At 59.7% G+C, this 21,028-nt stretch carries 17 protein-coding genes; 4 read left to right on the forward strand and 13 right to left on the reverse strand.

The annotated features are described in order from the left end of the window. The 7 genes from Q8R81_RS10180 to Q8R81_RS10210 all read right to left on the reverse strand — a co-directional run. Positions 1-654, reverse strand: a 654-nt coding sequence (locus tag Q8R81_RS10180; RefSeq protein WP_305617458.1) for an alpha/beta fold hydrolase, incomplete at its 3' end; no start/stop codon positions are given. A gap of 107 nt (positions 655-761) precedes the next feature. Next, positions 762-1,496: a polyphosphate kinase 2 gene (gene ppk2 / locus Q8R81_RS10185; protein ID WP_371135352.1), complete on the reverse strand. Its 735-nt coding sequence runs from the start codon at positions 1,494-1,496 to the stop codon at positions 762-764. A 337-nt stretch (positions 1,497-1,833) separates the two neighbouring features. After that, on the reverse strand, positions 1,834-2,421 hold the full coding sequence (gene leuD, locus Q8R81_RS10190; RefSeq protein ID WP_305617462.1) for a 3-isopropylmalate dehydratase small subunit: 588 nt from the start codon (positions 2,419-2,421) through the stop codon (positions 1,834-1,836). After that, entirely contained in the window at positions 2,421-3,857 is a 1,437-nt protein-coding gene (gene leuC / locus Q8R81_RS10195) for a 3-isopropylmalate dehydratase large subunit (protein WP_305617464.1), read from the reverse strand. Before leuC ends, leuD begins: the two co-directional genes overlap by 1 nt. 37 nt (positions 3,858-3,894) lie before the next feature. Then, positions 3,895-4,974, reverse strand: coding sequence for a phosphotransferase family protein (locus Q8R81_RS10200; protein ID WP_305617466.1), 1,080 nt, complete (start codon positions 4,972-4,974; stop codon positions 3,895-3,897). Continuing rightward, complete coding sequence (locus Q8R81_RS10205; RefSeq protein WP_305617468.1) at positions 4,971-5,990, reverse strand: acyl-CoA dehydrogenase family protein; 1,020 nt, start codon at positions 5,988-5,990, stop codon at positions 4,971-4,973. Before Q8R81_RS10205 ends, Q8R81_RS10200 begins: the two co-directional genes overlap by 4 nt. Before the next feature lie 356 nt (positions 5,991-6,346). Then, positions 6,347-8,284, reverse strand: a complete 1,938-nt coding sequence (locus Q8R81_RS10210) for an NAD(P)/FAD-dependent oxidoreductase (protein ID WP_305617470.1) — start codon at positions 8,282-8,284, stop codon at positions 6,347-6,349. Positions 8,285-8,601: 317 nt separating this feature from the next. Here Q8R81_RS10210 and Q8R81_RS10215 point away from each other — a divergent pair, with 317 nt between their 5' ends. Beyond that, entirely contained in the window at positions 8,602-9,804 is a 1,203-nt protein-coding gene (locus Q8R81_RS10215) for a cytochrome P450 (protein ID WP_305617472.1), read from the forward strand. Positions 9,805-9,848: 44 nt separating this feature from the next. Next, positions 9,849-11,009 carry an alpha/beta hydrolase gene (locus Q8R81_RS10220; protein WP_305617474.1) on the forward strand — a complete coding sequence of 387 codons (1,161 nt, stop codon included), beginning with the start codon at positions 9,849-9,851 and terminating at the stop codon, positions 11,007-11,009. A 12-nt stretch (positions 11,010-11,021) separates the two neighbouring features. Here Q8R81_RS10220 and Q8R81_RS10225 read toward each other — a convergent pair whose 3' ends face one another. The 5 genes from Q8R81_RS10225 to Q8R81_RS10245 form a co-directional block, all read right to left on the reverse strand. After that, on the reverse strand, positions 11,022-11,687 hold the full coding sequence (locus Q8R81_RS10225; protein WP_305617475.1) for an NIPSNAP family protein: 666 nt from the start codon (positions 11,685-11,687) through the stop codon (positions 11,022-11,024). Positions 11,688-11,725: 38 nt separating this feature from the next. Then, positions 11,726-12,574, reverse strand: coding sequence for a GntR family transcriptional regulator (locus Q8R81_RS10230; RefSeq protein WP_305617477.1), 849 nt, complete (start codon positions 12,572-12,574; stop codon positions 11,726-11,728). A gap of 77 nt (positions 12,575-12,651) precedes the next feature. Then, complete coding sequence (locus Q8R81_RS10235) at positions 12,652-13,431, reverse strand: SDR family oxidoreductase (RefSeq protein WP_305617479.1); 780 nt, start codon at positions 13,429-13,431, stop codon at positions 12,652-12,654. A 67-nt stretch (positions 13,432-13,498) separates the two neighbouring features. Continuing rightward, on the reverse strand, positions 13,499-14,443 hold the full coding sequence (locus Q8R81_RS10240) for an alpha/beta hydrolase (protein ID WP_305617481.1): 945 nt from the start codon (positions 14,441-14,443) through the stop codon (positions 13,499-13,501). Between the two features lie 33 nt (positions 14,444-14,476). After that, positions 14,477-16,444: an NAD(P)/FAD-dependent oxidoreductase gene (locus tag Q8R81_RS10245; protein WP_305617484.1), complete on the reverse strand. Its 1,968-nt coding sequence runs from the start codon at positions 16,442-16,444 to the stop codon at positions 14,477-14,479. A 414-nt stretch (positions 16,445-16,858) separates the two neighbouring features. On the opposite strand from Q8R81_RS10245, the gene Q8R81_RS10250 reads away from it, so the two are divergent. Beyond that, the gene (locus tag Q8R81_RS10250) at positions 16,859-19,081 is read left to right on the forward strand and encodes a TonB-dependent receptor (protein ID WP_305617486.1); all 2,223 of its coding nucleotides are present in this window, start codon (positions 16,859-16,861) and stop codon (positions 19,079-19,081) included. Positions 19,082-19,189: 108 nt separating this feature from the next. Continuing rightward, positions 19,190-19,690 (forward strand): nuclear transport factor 2 family protein, encoded by a 501-nt coding sequence (locus Q8R81_RS10255; RefSeq protein ID WP_305617488.1) that lies wholly within the window; start codon positions 19,190-19,192, stop codon positions 19,688-19,690. A gap of 2 nt (positions 19,691-19,692) precedes the next feature. Here the strand turns inward: Q8R81_RS10255 and Q8R81_RS10260 are convergent, their stop codons facing one another. Further along, a complete protein-coding gene (locus Q8R81_RS10260) occupies positions 19,693-20,871 on the reverse strand; it encodes a CaiB/BaiF CoA-transferase family protein (protein ID WP_305617490.1) in 1,179 nt (392 codons plus the stop codon). Positions 20,872-21,028 lie beyond the last annotated feature (157 nt).

Here is a 21,028-nt window from a genome sequence, read left to right on the forward strand (position 1 = left end):
CGTCTCGAAATCGGCGGGGACTGGTTCGGGGCCGAATATCTCGGCATTCGCTGCATCTGCTCCAAGACGCCCTGCGGGTGCTGCCAGCGTCCATGCCAGCACGGTGCGGGCAATTGGCGAACTCAGATCGAGCGCCTTGAACACTTGCGGGACCGCCTCGATGGGCTGCGTGAGCGGTGCGAGCAGTGCAAGGCCACTCGTCTTTCCGGGATGGCTGAGCGCCATTGCCAAGGCAATGGCACCACCGAGCGAATGGCCCACCACCAACGGCCGGTCCAGCCCAAGTTGGTCCATCAACTCGACAATCATCGCCGCCTGCGCGGCAAGACCACGATTTCCGTCGCCTGCGTAGGTCGAATATCCCGAGCCTGGCCGGTCGACCAGGATAAGCCGGTGTTGCGGCGATAGAAGCTCACTCAAGGCATACGTGAAGTTGCGCAACTGACCGCCAAGACCATGAACCAGAACGATCGGCGCTCCTTCACCAATGTCGAGGTAGTGCAGACGACCACCCTTCACATCGGCAAATTGCCCTTCGGGCGGCACCAATTGTTCGGCGCGCTTGCCGTTCCATGCGGTGAACGCCGCCAGTCCTGCGGTCGCTACAAGCGCGGTGGCGCCACTGCCCATAATGGTCTTGAGAAGCCCCACCATTGTTTCGCCGTCCTTCCGATTGCCCAAGGCTAACTACATCTCATGCCCATGCCATTTTGACGGTGGATTACAAGGCACATGGCCTCGGTACGAAAGCCCGCAAGTGCTCATTCCATCCGAAAACGCTTCAATGGTTTGACAACGCTGAAAGTCTCGGTCGAAAGTTTCCCTTCAAGCGCTGGCAGTTCCACTATCTCTTCAGCAACGTTATGGTCTGGTATGCTGTCCAGAAGATCGCGGATCAATGTCAGGCGACCCACCTTCTGATCGTTGAAATCCACCAACGTCCATGGCGCGCCGGGCCTGTGCGTTGCTGCGAGCATGACCTCACGTGCCTGCGTATAGGCATCGTACTGTTCGCGCGCCTTCACGTCGATCGGTGACAGCTTCCAACCTTTCAGGGGATCTTTGTGCCGTTCGGCAAATCGCTCTTCCTGCTTGGCCTGATCACAGCACAGCCAGTACTTGAGCAGAATAATGCCATCATCAACCAACATCTTCTCAAAGCTGGGCACCGCTTCGAGGAAAGCATCGACCTGATCTTGGGAGGCATAGCCCATGACCTGTTCGACCCCGGCGCGATTGTACCAACTGCGATCAAACAGCACGATTTCGCCAGCGGTCGGAAGGTGTTCCACATATCGCTGAAAATACCACTGGCCGGCCTCACGCTCGGTCGGCTTCGCCAACGCAACCGTGCGAACCTGGCGCGGGTTGAGATGCTGGCGAATAGCGGCGATCGCCCCGCCTTTGCCAGCACTGTCACGGCCTTCCACAATAACCACCAGTCGTTTCTTTTCGGCAACGATCCACCGCGCAAGCCCGACCAGTTCGCGCTGCAAAGGCTCCAGTTCAGCCTCATATTCCTTACGCTTCAACCTGCTCACCGCTATCTCCTGTGACCTGTCCCCCGGCAGTCCCTCGATCGTATTGAGAGTCTTGCGGTTGAGTATTCCGGCACGTTCGCCTGCACAAGCGCGTCGGACGTGATGCTATCATCCTGGCCGCCCTCAAATGGGCAACCTTACCACTGGCCGGTTTTTACTCCGCCACGCTCAGCACAATACCGGCGTTCCAGTCGCTTATTTCATCACCGCCGTGCACACTCTGCCGCAGGACAGAGGCGCATCCTACGGACGGTCTCTTGCCCAACGGATCGGCTTTGCGTTTTTCTGCATCTCACAAGGGTAGTGCTATCCAAGGCTGCCTTTGCGACAAATCTTGTTCAAATGCCGTGATATCAGCATCAAAACCAAGAGTGAGGCCAATCTCGTCCAATCCCTTAAGCAAGCATTCTTTGCGAAAAGGATCGACGTGAAATTCCACGTTCTCGTCGCCGAAAGTAATCGTTTGGGAAAGTAAGCTGATCGCAATTGCGCCTACCTGCGCCCAATCCAGTAGCCGCACAATGTTGTGGCGCGGCTGAGTAATCGTCACCATTCCATTCTTGAAGGCATTGCCTGAAAAAATGTCGGAATAGCTCTCCGCGATGACAGCCAGAATGCCCAGATCCATCATAGCCCAGACGGCATGCTCCCGACTGGAACCGCAGCCGAAATTCTGACCGGCGATCACGATAGGCGCGCCTTTCCAGACCGGATTTTCGAAAATATTTCCTGGCTCGGCCCGGATCGATTCAAAGGCAGCACTCGCCAGCCCGCTACGTGTAATGGTCTTGAGGAAGCGCCCAGGTAGAATGATGTCCGTATCGACATTATCCCGACCCAGCGGATAAGCACGCCCAAAAACTTCCTTGACCGGTTTCATCAAACCACTCCCATCCAGTCGCGCACATCGGCAAGGCGGCCCGTGACGGCAGCGGCGGCGGCCATGATCGGCGACATCAAATGGGTGCGCGATCCCGGCCCCTGCCGCCCGACGAAGTTTCTGTTGGAAGTCGAGGCGCACCGTTCTCCCGGCGGCACTTTGTCGGGGTTCATCGCCAGACACATCGAACAGCCCGGCTCGCGCCATTCAAGGCCGGCCTCGATAAAGATCAGGTCAAGCCCTTCTGCCTCCGCCTGACGCTTGACCAACCCCGAACCCGGCACAACAATCGCCTGGCGGATCTCTGGCGCGATATGCCTGCCCCGGACAACCTGCGCGGCAGCGCGCAGATCCTCGATCCGACTGTTGGTGCAACTTCCGATAAAGATGTTCTGCACAGCAATGTCCTGCATCCGCTGACCCGCCGCTAACCCCATATAGCCGATAGCCTTGCGCATCGATTCTCGCCGTGCCGGATCGGCCATGCTTTCAGGATCGGGCACGCAGCCGGTGATCGGCACAACATCATCGAGGCTCGTGCCCCAGGTCACGGTGGGGGCGATAGCTCCGGCATCGAAGATTTCCACTTTGTCATAGCTCGCCCCGGCATCGGTTGCCAGCGCGCACCATGCCGAAACGGCGCGCTCCCAATCCGCGCCCTTGGGAGCAAAACGACGGCCCTTGAGATAGGCAAATGTCGTTTCATCGGGCGCGAAGACTCCGGCCCGCGCGCCGGCCTCGATCGACATATTGGCGATCGTCAGGCGGCCCTCGACCGACATGGAGCGGCAGGTCGATCCGGTGTATTCAATGACATGGCCAGTTCCGGCACCCGCACCCATTCGCCCGATCACGGCCAGAATGATATCCTTGGGGGTGACCCCATAGCCAAGACTGCCATCAATGCGCACTTCCATCGTCTTGGAAGGGGTAAGCTGGAGCGTCTGCGTGGCCAGCACATGTTCGACCTCGGATGTGCCAATGCCAAAGGCCAGAGCGCCAATGCCGCCATGCGCCGAGGTATGGCTATCGCCGCACACAATCGTGGTGCCGGGCAAGGAAAAGCCTTGCTCGGGGCCGACGACATGGACGATTCCCTGCTCCGGCGCTGTCGCGCCAAAATAGCGGATGCCGAATTCGGGCGCATTGCGCTCCAGCGCTTCGAGCTGCGCCGCCGAATCCATGTCGGCAATAGTCATGCGCGCTCCGCTGCCGTCAACGCGCGGCGTTGTCGGCAGATTGTGGTCTGGCACCGCAAGGGTAAGGTCGGGGCGCCGCACCGACCGTCCATTAGCGCGCAGCCCGTCAAACGCCTGCGCGCTGGTCACCTCATGGATAAGGTGGCGGTCGATGTAGAGCAGGCATGTCCCGTCATCCCTGCGATGAACAACGTGGGAATCCCAGATTTTTTCATAAAGCGTACGTAGGCCAGACACGGCGAAGTCTCCACAGAGAGGCGTGGGCAAGTGGATGCTAGGCGCAGGCGTCCATCTGGGCGCAAGCCATGGCGATCAGCGCGGGCAGCGCTTTGACGCGCTCGCTGGCATTATTCGAAGCCGCAGTGCCGCGGATAACCCGGCCTTTGATCCCATGAAAAATGGCCGCCAGCCGAAACAGATTGAAGGCAAGCGCGAAATCAAAGCCAGCGATGTCGGTCCGGCCCGTGCGGCGGCAATAGGCCTCGATATAGTCGGCCTCCGAGGGAATGCCTAAAACTGACAAATCCGCCCTTGCCAGCCCTGCCACGATGTCGGGCGGCATGCGATACATCATGGCATGATAGGCAAAGTCGGCCAATGGATGGCCAAGCGTAGACAATTCCCAATCGAGCACCGCCAACACGTGCGGCTCGCTAGGATGGAAAATTAGATTATCGCAGCGGAAATCGCCATGCACAACGCTCGTCTCGTCGCCCGCCGGGATGGCGGTGGGTAGCCATGCGATCAAACGATCCATACCTTCATCGTGCCCGGCATCGGCATCTTCATGGTATTGCCGCGACCAGCGTGCGATTTGGCGGGCATAATAATTGCCCGACTTGCCATAGTCGCTCAGGCCCGCCACTTTATAATCGACATTGTGCAAGGCAGCGATCGTGGCGTTCATCGCGTCAAAATAAGCGGCGCGATCCTGACGCGGCACATCGGGAAAAGTCGCGTCCCAAAAGATGCGGCCTTCGACCATCTCCATCACGTAAAACCAACTGCCGATGATGCTGTCGTCGGTGCAAAGCCCATAGACTTTCGCCACGGGCACACCCGTGTCCGCCAAAGCCGACAAGACCTGCGCCTCGCGCTCGATAGCGTGGGCACCTTTGAGCAGATCGCCCGGCGGCTTGCGGCGCAAAACATAGGTTCTGGCGGGGGTCACCAATTTGTAGGTCGGGTTGGATTGTCCGCCCTTGAACTGTTCAACCGCCAGCGGGCCTGCGTAGCCCTCGACATGCGCCCCCATCCAGCGGGCCAACGCATCCTCGTCAAAGCTGAAACTCTCGCGCACAGCAGAGGTGCCAAGATTACTGATCTGATCGACTGCGGAGTGCGCCTCTGTCATTGCGCAGCTTTCCAGTCACGCTTGATCTTCTTGGCAAGCGACCATTTGTGGACCTCGGTCGGCCCGTCATAGATGCGGAATGCACGCACTTCGCGGAACACCTGCTCGACGATTGTCTTGTCGGTTACACCGGTCCCGCCCATAACTTGCACGCATTTGTCAGCAATGCGCATCAGGGATTCTGATACCGCAACCTTGGTCATGGAGCTTTCAACCGTGCCAAGGCTGCCTGAATCAAGCACACCAGCGCACCAATCGATGGTCAGTTCTGCTTGGCGAATGTCGATCAGGTTCTCTGCCAGCATAAAACCTACGCCCTCGTGATCGATAAGGTGTTTGCCAAAGGCCGTGCGGCGATTGGCATAATCTACAGCTATTTCGTTGGCACGGATGCAGGCGCCCAGCCAACGCATGCAATGCGATAGGCGGGCCGGTGAAAGGCGGATCTGTGCATACTTGAAGCCTTCACCCGCCTCGCCCAACATCTGGTCTACCGGGATGCGCAAGTTGTCGATGGAGACCGTGGCGTGACCGCCCGGCATCGAAGTGTCGATGGTGTTGGGCACATCCGTGATCCGGATTGCCGGATCGGGCAAATCGACAAGGAACATGCAAGCCCCGCCCAGACTGTCCGGGTCTTCCGACTTGGCCATGACGATGCCCACTTTTGCGCCATCTACACCGGTAATGAAGCACTTTTTGCCGTTGACGACCCAGTGGTTGCCGTCCCTACGACAAGTCGTGATCATCATTGAGGGATCGGAACCCGCGCCGTTCAATTCAGCCGGCTCGGTCATGAAGAACGCCGAACGCGCGCGCCCCTCGATCATCGGCTTGAGGAATCGCTCTTTCAGAGCGGCATCGGCGACGTGACCGATAAGGTACATGTTGCCTTCGTCGGGTGCCATCGTGTTGCAGGCAAGTGGGCCAAGCGGCGAAAGACCCGACGCAATCAACACCAGTGCTGTTTCGCGCTGACTCAGGTGTTCACCCGAAGGACGAATGTGCGGGGTCAAGACTCCCGCCTCCCGCGCCTTGGTCCTCATCTCCATCACCAGCGCATCAGTTGGCCCGCCATGATGATCGCGCCTGGGATCAGACTCGTAAGGGATCACGATATTGCGAACAAACGTTTCTACCTTATCGGCGATTTTCGATGTGCGAGCGTGCCCAACACCCTGAATCTGACCACTCACGATCTCTCTGGTCCATTGGCGCGAAGAAGCGCCCGGATCGTCCCTGATACGAAGTTCACGCAGGTCCCTTTCGTCCATATGCTATTTTGTCGTGGTCGCATCGGCAGCGCTGGCGCCCGCTAAAACCAAGTGACGCTGATTCTCGGGAGCGTCGGATCGCCCAACGACGAAACCGGTTAGCGGATTTCAAAGTCGTCAAAGATAGGATCGCGCAGCCGGGCGAAAATCTCGGCCCCGCGCCACGGCGTGTTAATGAACGAGCGGCCCTGCGCGGTCAGGTAGTAGAAGCCCTGACCGAATTTTTCCCATACCAACTCGCTGGTCTTGGCATCGACCTCACGATTGAACGCATCGAATGCCTCGCGGCGGACCTCCACGGCGCGGCCATTTTGCTCGATTGTCCTGACGATCATTTTCAGGGTGAAGCGGGTCCAGGATTCGGCCATCGAATAGAACGATCCCGAACGCCCTTGCGAATTGGGGCCGAAGAACATGAAAAAGTTGGGAAAGCCCGGCGCAGTCAGCCCAAGATAGGCGCGTGGGCCATCGGCCTCCCACAATTCGTCGAATGTAGCTCCATCGCGCCCGGTATAGTGCGCGGGCCACAGATAGCGCGTGGTCGAAAACCCGGTGGCACAGACCAGCACATCGGCCTCGTGGAGGGTACCGTCGGCAGAGACGAGACCGGCCGGGGTCGCGTGATCTATGGGATCGGTGACCAGCGTCACATGGTCGGCCTTGAGCGCGGCGTACCAACCGTTGTCCACGGTCGGGCGGCGGGCCATCGGCGGGAACTTGGGTGTGACTTTCTCGATCAGATCGGGGCGGTCGGCCAGTACTTCATTGATGTATCCGAGTGCCGTATCGCGCAGGCTGTCATTGCGTTCGTTGACCACCCCGCCCCGGCTTTGCCATTCCGGGTCCTGTTCCTGCAGCAGTTCAAGCTGGGCATTCAGGAAGTGCATCCCGTAGCTGTGCCAGTGCCAGTAAAGCGGGTAATTCTCGAACATCCACTGCAGGTCCGCCGGGAAGCTTTCGCGATAGCCCTCCATCGGCAGGACATAGTTGGCCGAACGCTGGAACACCGTCACGCTTTTCGCAGTGCGCGCAAGATAGGGCATGAACTGGACGCCGCTGGCACCGGTGCCAATCTGGGCGATCCGCTTGCCCGCCAGGACGATGTCCGAGTTCCAGTTAGTCGAAAAGATCACGTCGCCGGCAAATGTATCGATCCCTGCGATATCGGGTAGCTTGGGCGTGCTGAACATCCCGCCCGCGCTGATAACGAACGCGCCGTCCATGGTGCGCAAGGCGTCATCACTGCCGCGCAACGTCAACTGCCACTTGCCCGAAACTTCGTCCCAAGCCCCTTTCTCAACCGTGGTGTTGAACACGATCTTGTCGGCAACATTGTATTTGTGGGCGCAATATTCGAGATACTTCAGCGTCTCACCAGCTGAAGCAAAGAACTCGGACCATGGGTATTTTTTCTCGAACTTGTACTGGTAGATCAGACTGGTCGAATCTACCCGGGCTTCGGGGTAGTTGTTGAAATGCCAGGTTCCACCCAACCCCGATCGGCGCTCGATGATGGTATAGCGCATCCCCAGCTGCTCAAGATGAATCGCGGCGCAAAGACCGCTCAACCCCGCACCGACAATGATCACGTGATAGCGGTCAAGTACCTCCGGCGCGGGCTTCTCCGTCCACCTCACCTCACGCGGGAAAGCATCAAACGCGGCCTCTTCGTAACCCATCAGGAATTCAGGCTCAGACAGCGGGCCGTGGCCGAACAGTTCCATTGTCGGTCGCACGCTGGCGGGAGACTTGAACGCGTCCTCGTCAACGGTCCCCCAGTTCCGGGTGAGGTATTCGAACGCCAGTTCGCGTACCTCGTCATGGTACTCAGGCGCCAGCGTATACGTAAATAGCGCGCCGGCCCAAAGCGGCGTACCAGCCACCTGCATTTCAGCCAACCGGGGATTACCGGTCAACTGGTGCAACGTCAGGCGCAGCAAATTGGGATCAGCCACGGCAATCGCAGCGCGAATGCGGGCATCGTCAGGCCTTCCTTTTTGCGAACCGACCAGACCGCCTGCTTCAAGCTCTGACATTTACATCCTCTCCAGATCGCTCCGGCCCGTTTTCGCGGGCTGCAGGTACCCCGCATAGCGGCGGTGCCGACCGCTTCGCTGCAGAGTTGTATGCATAGCAGTCCGTACAGGCAACAATATTTGCTCTCTAAAGCAAATTGAGGCCCATTTCAGCCGCACCTAGACCATGATTGCATACATAAATCGATTATGGCATTGCGGAGCGATGGCGTTGCGTGATACCTCGGCGGTTATACAAAACACCCGACATTCCGGCGTAATTCGGGTTGGCGGCAAAACGACCGGCTTAACCCAGTAAGCCTGATGGAGAGTTTTTCATGAACGATCTGGCTCCGGTAACATCCATTCCCCAGCTGGAAGCGGACCCATTCGACCTAGCCAATATCCTCGACCCCTACGATTTTCACGAGCAGTTGCGCGAAACCGGCGCTGTCGTTTATGTCGAAAAGTACGATACTTACGCAGTGGGCCGCCACGCCGAAGTGCGATCAGTGCTTAGCGACTGGGAAACATTCACGTCAACCGCAGGGGCTGGCCTCAGCGACATCCGCAAGCCGGGCGGCTGGCGTGAGCCCGGTCCGCTGGTCGAAGCCGATCCCCCTTTGCACACCTCACGTCGCGGCGTTGTCAGCAAGATCATCTCGCCCAAGATCATCAAGAGCTGGCAACGGACTTACGCTGCGGGGGCGGCCGATCTTGTGGCCCGGCTGTGCGACCAGCAGGATGTGGATGGCGCACGCGACATCGCCGAAGCTTTCGTTATCGAAAACTTCCCCGCCTCGCTTGGGCTGGAGCCCCACCGCGAAAACATGGTGATCGTCGGCAATTTCAACTTCAACGCACTTGGCCCCAAGAACGCGCTGTTCGAACAGTCGGCCCGGCAACTTGAATCCATCTCGGAATGGTTCAACGCCGTCCAAGGACGCGAAGGTATCACGCCGGGCAGCTTCAGTGAACAAGTCTATGACGCAGAAGACGCAGGCGAGCTTGAAGAAGGTGTGGCGCGCGGGCTGGTCCGCACGGTCCTGCGCGGCGGCATGGACACGACCATCAGCGGCATTGCCAGCACGATCAGGATCATGTCGGAGCGCCCCGAATTCTGGGCAAAGCTGCGGCAGGACCGCTCAAAGCTCAAGCTGATCTTCGATGAGGTGATCCGCCTCGAAACGCCGATCCAGAGCTGGTACCGCACGACGACGCGCGAAGTCACGCTGGGCGACTTCAGGCTCGAAGCGGACAAAAAGATCCAAGTCTTCGCTGGCTCTGCCAACCGCGACCCGCGGCGCTGGGAACGGCCTGATGAATTCGACATCACCCGCTCGGCGGCGGGGCATCTCGCGTTTGGCCAAGGCATTCATTTATGCATCGGGCAGTTGATCGCGCGGATGGAAGCCGAAAGCGTGCTCAATGCGCTGCTTGACCGGATCGAGCGGATAGAACCGGCGGGCGTGCCGACCTACCGCCCGCTCAACACCATGCGCACGCTGCAAACCCTGCCGTTGCGGTTAATTCCCGCCTAAGCTGCCCCGCGGGCCGATCACAGCCAGTAAACATGGATACGCCAATGAACGCGGTTTCGGCCGAATGGGTACACGTCGCCTACCGTGAAACCAGCGCCATGCGCGAAGTATACGGGTTTCAGGGCACGCAGGGCTTCGTCAATCTCGAAGGCATCCTGTTCAAGCCTGCAAAGATCCCGTCGCGTACGCTGCTGATTTACATGCACCCGGCGTCCACGCTCCAGTTGCTGCCTGTGCCACGCGCCATGGCAGCCGCCGGAATGCACGTGCTGTGCGCTGGCAGCCGCTACGCTCGCAACGACACGCCGCTGATCATGGAAAAGATCCTCCTCGATTATGCCGCTTACGTCCGGCACGCCAAGGAGGTCTGGGGCTACGAGAAGATCATTGTCGCGGGCTGGTCGGGCGGCGGATCGCTGTCTGCCTTCTACCAGGCGCAGGCCGAGCGGCCCACGGTAACGCAAACCCCCTCGGGCGAACCGGTCGACCTTAGCGGGCTGATACCGGGCGATGCGATGATCTGGCAGGCCGCGCACCTTTCGCGCGCCGACGTACTCGCCGATTTCATCGATCCGTCGGTGCTCGATGAGCATGATCCCACGCTGCGCGATCCCGAACTGGACCTCTACGACCCGCGCAATCCGCACAAGCCCCCCTATGACCAGACCTATCTCGACCATTTCCGCGCCGCGCAACTTACCCGCATCCGGCGGCGCACTGTGCTGGTCAAGGAACTGCTCGACGATCTCAAGTCGGGCCGCACCGGCGAGATCGAACGCGGCCTGCTGACGCACCGCACGATGGCGGATCCGCGCTGGCTCGATGCCACCATCGACCGGAATGATCGCAAGACCAGCTGGTGCTTCATGGGCGATCCACAAGCATCAAACAGCAGCCCCGCTGGTGTCGCGCGGTTCTCGACCTTGCGCGCGTGGCTGTCACAATGGTCGTTCGACGATACCCAGGCAAAGGCGCTGGACAACGCGCCTCAGATCACCGTGCCATTGCTAGCGATCGAAAACTCCGCTGACGACGCGGTTCCGCAGCCCCATACCCGGCTGTTCCACGACGCGGTATCAAGCGTGGACAAACAGTTCGGAATGATCCACGGGGCCAACCACTATTACTCGGATCAGTCTGCCGAACTCGGGCAGGCGGTCACCATGGTGCAAAGCTGGCTGCGCGCGCGCAACTTGCTGGAATGAAAGATTGGCGGCTTAGCCAAGCCGCCAGCTGGGCAGATAGTCCATCCTGTCGAACTCTTCCCACAGCCCACAACTCGTAAGCGCACCCTCGCTGTGCCCGAGCGCGGCCGCAAGGCTTGACGGCACGGGCATTGCGGCCAGCCGCACCATGCCCTCGCGGCGGACGTTGGCGTCTGGCCAGCTCACGATGATCATGGCCGCCGGCAACGGTCCGAACACCAGATCGCAGACGTTAACCCCAATCGCTCCGGCATCGGCAAAGATGTCGGTGGCCGCGCCGCTTAACGCCTGTCGAAACGCAGCGCCCTGCCCGATTGGCAGTTGAGGATGCCAGGCGCTCTCGCATGCATCCTGCGCGGCAGGAAACGCAAATGCGCGGTCCGGCCACGGCGCAACCAGAGTCAGGTCGGTGCGGGTGACAAACTCCTCGCCAGTCTCCAGCGCGCGCGCGGCGTAGAAATGCGGGTAGAAATTCGCCCACAGCGCCTGCCGCGCATCGAAGCTCGGCCACTCGATCAGCCAAGTCAGAAGCGAGCTCCCGTCGCGGTCCTCCCAGATGGCGATGGGCAACGGAATACCGTGCTGAGCGAACATCGGCAGCAGCATTTGCTGCATCCGATGGTGCATCCTGTCCATCTGCCCGCGGGCGATAGAATAGCGGCGCCGTTCAACGATCAAGGCGACCTCCCGTGTTTACAGATAGCGCCAGTCCGGCGTCAGTCTTTCGCAGCACTTCCACGGCGCGCCGGTGCGGCACTGCCATGTGCTTCAGCCGCCTGCGCGGTTTCGTCCAATCGTCCGGCCTTCACCAGTTGTTCCCGGATCTGTTCGGCTGCATTGGCAATATGACCGCGCATGATCGTCTCGGCGCGATAACCCTCACCGTTGCAAATCGCCTTGTAAATCGCGTGATGCTGAGCGTGGAAAGCACGCAGCGAATACAGCCCATCGGGGTCGTCCTCGCGGAACCAGTGCGCCACCCGGCTTGACGAATAGGGAATGTTGGTCGCGGTCTGCAAGGCCTGCGTCAGCACTTCGTTGTCCGCAGTCTGAAAGATCAGCTGATGAAACCGGTGATTGTTCTCGCGCAGCGCAGGCTTGTATTCATCCTTGAGGCCGCCTTGCGACAGTATCCTGTCCGCATCGATTAGCAGCGCCTTCATTTCGGCGCGAACGTCCTCACTAGGTCCTTTTTCGGCGGCGAGCCGGCACGCCACACTTTCGATGGCCTCGCGCGTTATGTACGCATCCAGTACATATTTAATCGTAAATTCGCGTACCGAATACCCCCGGTTTAGCCGGTATTCAACAAGGCCCTCTTCAGACAAGACGATCAGCGCTTCGCGAATGGGCGTCCGCGACACCCCCATCCTTTCACTCATCGAAACTTCAGTAAGCTTTTCCCCGGCTCCCAACTCCCCAGCAAGAATCATCTCGCGTATCTGGTTCACCACCATCTGTTGACGAACGAGATTGGATTGCTGCTCCTGCACCCGGTCAACAGTCAACGACGGCGATCGATCGCCGTCGAAAGACGTCCTGGACTGCACCTTGGAACTGGTCATTCGGCCCTCTTGTTTCTCACGCCTGCCTGGATTGCATAGACCCTGCCAAAAAGGCTGGGACAATGCACGGAAATTGGTCAGGCTGCGTCTGTCACGTCAAGCGCACCGGACATTCCGGGCAAACCCGGAACATCATAGCGCTGTAGCCCGTCTTTTTCGGTGAACGCCATCCACACCGGGCCGGGTGCATCGCTGGTGACGATAGTAGCCACCGAGCGTGCAATGAAGGCAGGGTCTTCCTGATGAACCACTTCGCGTACGTCGGGCGCGGTCAGGCTGGTATCGATCGCGCCCGGACAGATCACGTCGATCCGGATGCCGCGTGCCGCCAGCGGCTTTTCCAGTGCCAAAGACAGCCCCAGCACGGCATACTTGGTCGCCGTATAGCACGGATCGATATCGAGCGGCAGCAACGCGGCGCCCGATGCGGTCACGATAATCCGGCTCAGCCCCGGCACCGCCATCCCCGCTATGATCCCGAACGCCACCCCGTCAAGATTTACGCTGCGCACCTTGCAGAATGTTTCGGGCGTAAACCACGCCAGCGGGTCATCCATGATCGCCGCGCCCTTCGGCCGCATCATCACGCCTGCGTTAAGGTGCAACACGTCCAGCCGCCCGAGGCGATCGATAATCGCGCCCACGATTGCGTGCCATGCCGCCGCATCGCGCACATCAAGCATGCGGAATTCATGCGGTGCGCCAAGCTCCGCGAACAGCGCCTCGCCCGCCGCTCGATCGATATCGGCACCCACAACCGTGAAGCCACGCGCGACAAATTCGCGCGCAGTCGCCGCGCCGATCCCGGTCGCTGCCCCAGTTATCAGAATGACTTTTTCTGCCGCTGACCCGTTCATCACCAAACTCCCGATTATCGTTTTGCGCCCTTTGGCATTTTGCAAATCAATCCGGCCCCGCTGCCTGTCAGGCAAAGGCCCGGCGCAGTGCATCGTCGCGGTCCGCCAGCATCCGCTTTGCCTGATGGCCGTCCGGATTGTGCACGTCGAACCCATGATGCACCGCCGGGTACATGTGGAACTCGGTCGGCACGTCCGCTGCCAGCAGGCGCTGGGCATAGGCAAGATTCTCGTCAACAAACAGGTCAAGCTCGCCTGTCAGGATCGTCGCCGGAGCCAGCCCGCCAAGGTCTGATGCCCGCGCAGGAGCCGCAAAAGGCGAAACCTCGTCGGTGCCATAGGCCGCGCCCAGATAGGCCTGCCAGGCAAGGATATTGTTGCTGCGGTTCCACAGTTCCGGATCGGTCACCAGATGGCTCGACCGTGTGGCGTTACGATCGTCCAGCATGGGATATATCAGCAACTGGTGGCGCAACGGCAAACCTTCGTCGCGGGCGCGCAGGGCAACCGAGGCTGCTGCGCCGCCGCCTGAACTTGCCCCGCCAACCACGATCCGCCCGGCATCCACCCCCAATGTCGCCGCATTGGCAACCATCCACCGCAGCGCTGCAAAGCAATCATCATGTGCCGCGGGGAACGGATGTTCGGGCGCGCGCCGCCAGATCACAGACGCCACGACGCATTGCAGATCATGTGCAATGCGCTCGCACCACACATCGTCCGGATTGGCCGACGTCAGAACATATCCGCCGCCCTGAATCCACACCAACCCCGGCAGGTCCCCTGTCACGCCACGCGGTCTGAATAGGCGCATCAGGGCATCAGGCGCGCCGGGCGCGTTGGGAATCGCATGATCGGAACGATCCACACCAGGGTGCGGATCGGGCGTTCCGGCCATCGCGAATACTGCCTGCAATGCGGTTCGAGCCGCTGCAATATCGGCAAGGTCTATCGGCGGCACCAGCTTAATCACCGGCAGGTATTCGGCATCCACGCGATCCAGTACGGACACTTCTCGGCTCCATCACAATAAGGGGGGCGATACTCAGGAAAAGATCATGTCGCCCTGATTTTGCTCGCGCAGCATTTTCCACAACTCACTGGGGCCAAACGGACACATGACCGAAGACCGACGGTAATTGTTCATAAAGAAATTCTGCGCGCGATCATCGGTGTAGATCTTAAGCCGCTCGCGCTGGTCCAGCTTTGCGTTGTACGCATCGAACGCAATCTGGCTAACCTCTACAGATTTCTGGCCAGTCAGGATCAGGTTGGCAAAGCATTCGAGCGCAAACCGCGTGACCATTTCCTCGTGGTTTACGATCCCGCCGCCCTGCGCCGGGTTGGTGTTGGGGCCATAGATCACGAACATGTTGGGAAACCCCGGCATCGTGCTGCCCGCCACATGCGCGCGGCATCCGTCCTTGGCCCACAATTGCTCAACCGTCAGGCCGTCGCGGCCAGTGATTTCCATCGGCCACAACAGGTCGTTGGCGCGGAATCCTGTAGCCTTGACGATGATGTCGGCGGCATACTCCTGCCCCGCAACCACCAAGCCATCTTGTGTGATGCGGTCAACCGAACCGCTGGCCAGCGTCACCTTGTCGCCCAGCAGCGCATCATAGATGTTGTATCCGGCATCGACCAGGATTGGCCGTGCCGAAAATGGCGGATGCGGCGGCGTCATCGCCGCGGCAAGATCGGGCCGCCCAGCAAACTTTTCCGTGATGTAAGCCTTTCGCCCAGCAATCACGTCGGCATTCAGGGCGCTGCGACTGATGCCGTCGTCGCTCGTCCACGCCGGGTCCAGGTTGAACACCTCACCATAAACATGCTCGCCGGTCAGCCAGTTGGTGCGGAACCGCATGAAGTTGATATGATACGGCAGGTTGCGATCAAGCCAGGTCACTTCGGGGTTGAGCGGTGCCAGATAGCCCGGAACCTCGAATATCCACTGTGGCTTGCGCTGCACCATCACCACATGTTCTGCCTCTCGCGCCATTTCCGGCACCATCTGGTAGCCGGTCGCGCCCGTTCCGATTACGGCCACGCGCTTACCCGTGTAATCTAGGTCGCGCGGCCAGCGGGCTGTGTGGAAAATCGGTCCTTTGAACGCTTCCTCGCCTGGGAATTCGGCGATGTTGGGCCGCGCCAGCAAGCCCGTTGCCGAAATCACCCCATTCGCGCGCCAAGTGCGCGGACCATCCGGGGTCACCGCCTCAATGATCCAAAGCGCCTCGCTCTCGCTCCACGTCATGCTGCGTACTTCGGTCCTGAATTCGACCTTGCGGCGCAAGTCGTGCGTATCGGCGACCCAGCGGAAATAGTCTTCGTTTTGGTCCTGCGGCGAAAACGGGTAGTCAAACACGTAATCCGCGCCAAAAATGTGGGTGTAGGCCCGGCTCGGCGTATCGACGCGCGCGCCGGGATAGCGGTTTTCGAACCACGTCCCGCCAACATCGTCGTTCTTTTCAAGGATGACGAACGGGATGCCCGCGCGTTGCAACTGCACCGCTGCACCAAGTCCGCCCATCCCCGCCCCAATCACTGCCACGGAAAAACCGTTCAACGCCTCGGGCGATGGCGTGGCCGGCCAGACCAGCGACCGTGCCCACGCATCGATCGCCGTCTCTTCGATCCACATGTCCAGTTCATCGGGATTGAGCGCTTGGCCCGCCGCCAGCGCAAGGCTCTTCGCCAGACGGTCCTCCGGGCCGGGGCCAATCGGCAGCGCGCCTTCGTCGCGGTAGCGCTTGAGGAACGCAGCGGCACGCGTAAAGATCGCCTCGGCGTCTGCGGCCGTAGCCGGAATCGCGGCCTCGGCCATGAATATCCGCTGCCGCACTGTGTCCAGGCTGGCCAGCGCCTCGTCGCCCGTGAGCTGGTAGATCAGCCCACGCAAGGCCATGGCATCCGACGTTCGTACTGCAGCATCGATCTGCTCATCGGATGCTCCAAGTAATTCCTCCCGCACCCGCCCTTGATCGATAGCCTTTGCTGACGGGCGATCCATTGCCTTCGTTCCCACACCCAAACTCCCAAACCGCCGGTCGCACAGAAAGCCTGTGCGCCAGAATGAACATTTCTCCCAACCTTCGCGACTGCCGAAACTTGCCGAAGATTGCACACCGAAGTAGGAAACCTCACGATTCGCCGCCTTTTGGTTTTCCCTTGTCGCGATTCCTGCAGCTGTCGAATGGTCAGTTTTTCCCATCCAGCACCCGCAAGAACTGTGGGTTTTCCGCCACTTTCCTTCACATTCCAAAATGGTTGCCCAACCATCGGCTTCGCACCCTACCGATAGGCGCTTGGACCGTGGAACAATTCAGTTGTGTCTCTGGCAAACATTGCATACAACTTTGCAAGCAGCAAGAACTGTGTCGTACTGGCGTGGAACATACACGCCGGACAGGGAGAGGGAATCGAGATGAAACGCATTAAACTGCACTTGTTATTGACTGCAGGCGCGGCGCTCGCCGCGGCAACCCCAGCGTTTGCGCAGCAAGGTTCGGATGCACAGGCCACAGCAGAAAACGCCGCGGAGGCCTCCGACGGCACAGCACAGATCGCCGACATCGTCGTAACCGCCAACCGCCGCAGCGAAAAGCTGCAGGATGTCCCGATCGCCATCTCCGCATTCGGCGCAGCCGATCTCAACGCCACCGGCACCGCCAATGCGCAAGATCTGGCTTCAGTGACCCCGGGCTTGATGATGGCCAACCAGTCTGCCGCGCTTACCCCGTTCATCCGCGGCGTCGGCGCCACTGACAACACCGTCGGGCAAGAAGCCGCTGTCGCCACTTACGTTGACGGCGTCTACATCAGCTCAGTCTACGGATCGCTGTTTTCCTTCAACAATATTGAACGTGTTGAAGTACTCAAGGGTCCTCAGGGTACCCTGTTCGGGCGCAATGCCACAGGGGGCCTGATCCACATCATCACGCGCGATCCCAGCCACGACACCAAAATCGAAGGCGGCGTTTCCTATGGCAGTTATAACACCGTCGGTGCCAGGCTTTATGGAACCACCGGCCTTGGCGACAACGCTGCTGCCGATATCGCGGTAATCTACAAACATCAGTCCGATGGCTGGGGCCGCAACATCAACCTTAACCGTGACATCGGTTTTGGCGGGAATGACTTCGCTGCCCGCAGCAAGTTCGTGTTCACCCCCACCGATGCAACCACGATCAAGCTCAGCGCCGATTACAGCCAGACAAAGGGCATCGACATCGGTTCGGTCAAGAATATCCTGCCAGGTGCCATCGGTGCCGATGGCAAAGGTCCGACTGCAGGATTTTACAACAACCGTTCCGGCTACGACGAATACGTGAACACCAAGCAGGGCGGCGGCTCGCTCAACATCATGCACGATTTCGGCGCGTTTAGCGTGAATTCGATCACTGCCTATCGCAAGACCCAGGTCGTGCAGGCGTTTGACAACGACACGACCCCGGTCCGCCAGATCGATGTACTGATCGACAACCAGACCTATCGCACCTTCACGCAGGAATTGCAGCTGCTTTCCCCATCCTCCAGCCCGATCGGCTGGATTGTCGGCGCGTTCTATATGCGCGACAAGTCCGGCTTCGACGGTCCCGTCGGACTCGGCCTCTACGGTGCCGACGTGGGCGGCACGGGCGTGCTTATCAAGGGTGACATCGTAACCCAGTCTTATTCGGTCTTTGGTGAAGTGACCGTGCCACTGGGTGAAGCCACCAAACTGACCGGTGGTATCCGTTACACGCATGACAAGCGCACCATCACCGGCAGCACCGATCTGGTCGGCACCAGCGATCCGGGCGACAACAACGTCATCCTCAACCTCGCGCCACGGACGACTTATCCGTCGTTCTCTGAAGGCAAACCCACCTGGCGGGTGAGCCTTGCGCACAATTTCACTTCCGACGTCATGGCATATGCATCGTACAATCGCGGGTTCAAGAGCGGAAACTTCAATACAACAGCACCATTTGCCCCGCCTTTCCGTTCGGAATCGATCGATGCCTATGAAGTCGGCTTCAAGATCGAAGCTCTCGATCGCCGCCTCCGTCTGAACGGTGCCGGGTTCATCTATAAGTACAAGAACATCCAGCTGACCAAACTTTCGGGCAGTTCCTTGTTCATCACCAACGCGACCAGCGCCGACGTGAAGGGCATAGATATCGACGGCGAACTGGTCGCCACCGACTGGCTGCGGTTGCGCTTTGGCGCGGCCTTCCTCGACACCAAGTATAACGAGTTCACCGGGGCGCAGTTTTCGGTCCGCAATCCCAACGGCACCACCAGCATCCTGCAGGGCGGTACACTGACCGGAAACGACCTGACCCGGTCGCCGCACACGACGTTGAATGTCGGCGCTTTCATGTCGCACCCGATGGCTGGTGGCAAGGTTAACGCCAATGCCAACTACGTGCACAATTCCGGGTTCTTCTGGGAGCCAGACAACCGGCTCAAGCAGCCTTCCTACGGGTTGCTCAATGCGCAGCTCGGCTGGTCTGCCGAGGATGACCGCTGGGGGATCAACCTGTTCGCCAAGAACCTGACCAAAACCAAGTATTCGGTCTGGCAGGTGGCGACCACCAACGGCGATCAGTATGCTCCTGCTGCACCGCGCACATGGGGCGCTGAGTTGACCTTCAAGTACTGATCCAGCACTCCTCTCCGGGGGCGATGTTGCCCCCGGAGACAATGCTGCAAACCCGTTTGGGCCAGTTGCCTTGCAGCATCGTCAGCTTTGCCAAAGGAGTTCCCCACCATGACCGATCAATTAGCCGTCGCCGGTGATGGCATTCCTGAAAGACTTCGCCAGATCGAGGACCGCCTCGCCATCCAAGACGTGATATGCGCGGTTACGATCAATTCTGACCTCAATGAACCAGCTGCCGCACTGGCATGCTTCACCGATGATGCTGTGATCGATTACAGCTCGGTCATGGGGCCAGGATCAGCAGGCGTGCCCGTAAAAGAGCACCGCGAACGCCTTGCCACTTTCTTGCCCGGCTTCGACAAGCGGCAGCATCAGGTCACCAATTTCCAGGTCAGCCTTCAGGGTGATGAAGCCAGTTGCATTTCGCAGTCACGCGCCGTCCATTTTCTGAACAGCGAAGTGTGGGAAGCATGGGGCACCTATCATCACAGGCTCCGGCGCACCGACTTGGGCTGGAAAATCACTTATCAGCGCGCCGACCTGCTGCATCAGATCGGCCAGCACCTTGTCCCGCTGGCCACCGAAGTCGTTGCCAATCGAAGCGCCTGAACTCAGTCGGGTGAAAGCCCCAGTTCCCCCAGGATGTCGGCGGTATCGGCACCCAGCATTGGCGCATGGCTGCGGATCGAGGCCGGCGTTTCGCTGAAGCGTACCGGGTGGCGTGGCTGGCGATAGCCACCGGTCGCAGGATGGTCGAAGTCTTCCAGAATGCCCGCCTCTGCAATCGCTCGGTCTTGCAGCAGGTCATCGGGCGAATTGACGGGCGCAAACACCGCATCGGCAGCTTCAAGCAACGGCACCCATTCCGCCGTCGTCCGTGAAAGGAACGCGGTCGACAAAATGCGGTTTACGTCAGCGATGTTCTCCAGCCGATCTTTGAGCGTCCGAAAGCGAGGCTCGTCGATCAGTTCGGACATGCCGGTGACATTGCACAGCGCGGCCCATTCGTCCGGCCCGAAGAACCCAACCACGATGTGCGTGTCTTTCGTTGGATGGATGAACTTGATCTCCGCAGGCGAGGCCAGCTTGATCACTCCGTCCCCTGTGAATGTAATGCCCGTCATCGCGTCAGGCCACAAAAACGCCAACGCCGCATCAAGCATACTAACCTGAACATGTTGACCGAGCCCGGTCCGCTCCCGGTGCAGCAAGGCCGCAGTGACCCCTTGCCAGACATTGAGCGCGGTAATCTTGTCAGTGACGGCATTGTTTACCAGTGCGGGCACACCCGTTGCGATCGGAGCCTGCGTGGCGGCGAAGCCGGACATCGCCTGGATGACAATATCATACACGCGCCGCTTTGCCGCCGTGCCTGCCGTCCCCATTCCGTCGATCGAAACGTAGACGATATTAGGCCTTAGCGCCTTGATCGCTTCATAGCCGATGCCCAACCGGTCGGCGACCCCAGGCCGGTAGTTCTGGATGACGACATCGCACGTCGCAGCCAGCGCGCTCACTGCTGCAAGCCCATCGGCCGCCTTGAGATCGACCACAATCGAACGCTTGTTGCGGTTGACATTCATGAAATACGACGAAATCCCCGCAACGCCGGAACGCAGGCTGCCGGCACCACGGGTTTGATCGCCGCCTGCGGTTTCCACCTTGATCACGTCTGCGCCCTGATCGCCAAGCAGCATCGCGGCAAACGGGGCCGAGACATTGGTGCCGAATTCGAGCACGCGGTATCCCGCTAGCGGTCCATTCGCTGTCGCTGGCGCCAAGTCGATCAATTCAGGTTCCTCTTCCCAGCAAATTCGCAGCCCAAGACATACGCGACGGGCCGTGGCAGGCGTCATCGCGGTTGGAATCCACCCGTCCGATTGTCAGTCTGCACAATTGCATGCAATTTTGCAATGAAAGTCGACCGCACGCGCCCGATTAAATACA

Origin of the sequence: Novosphingobium sp., from assembly GCF_030696665.1 — a bacterium.
Lineage (GTDB): Bacteria > Pseudomonadota > Alphaproteobacteria > Sphingomonadales > Sphingomonadaceae > Novosphingobium.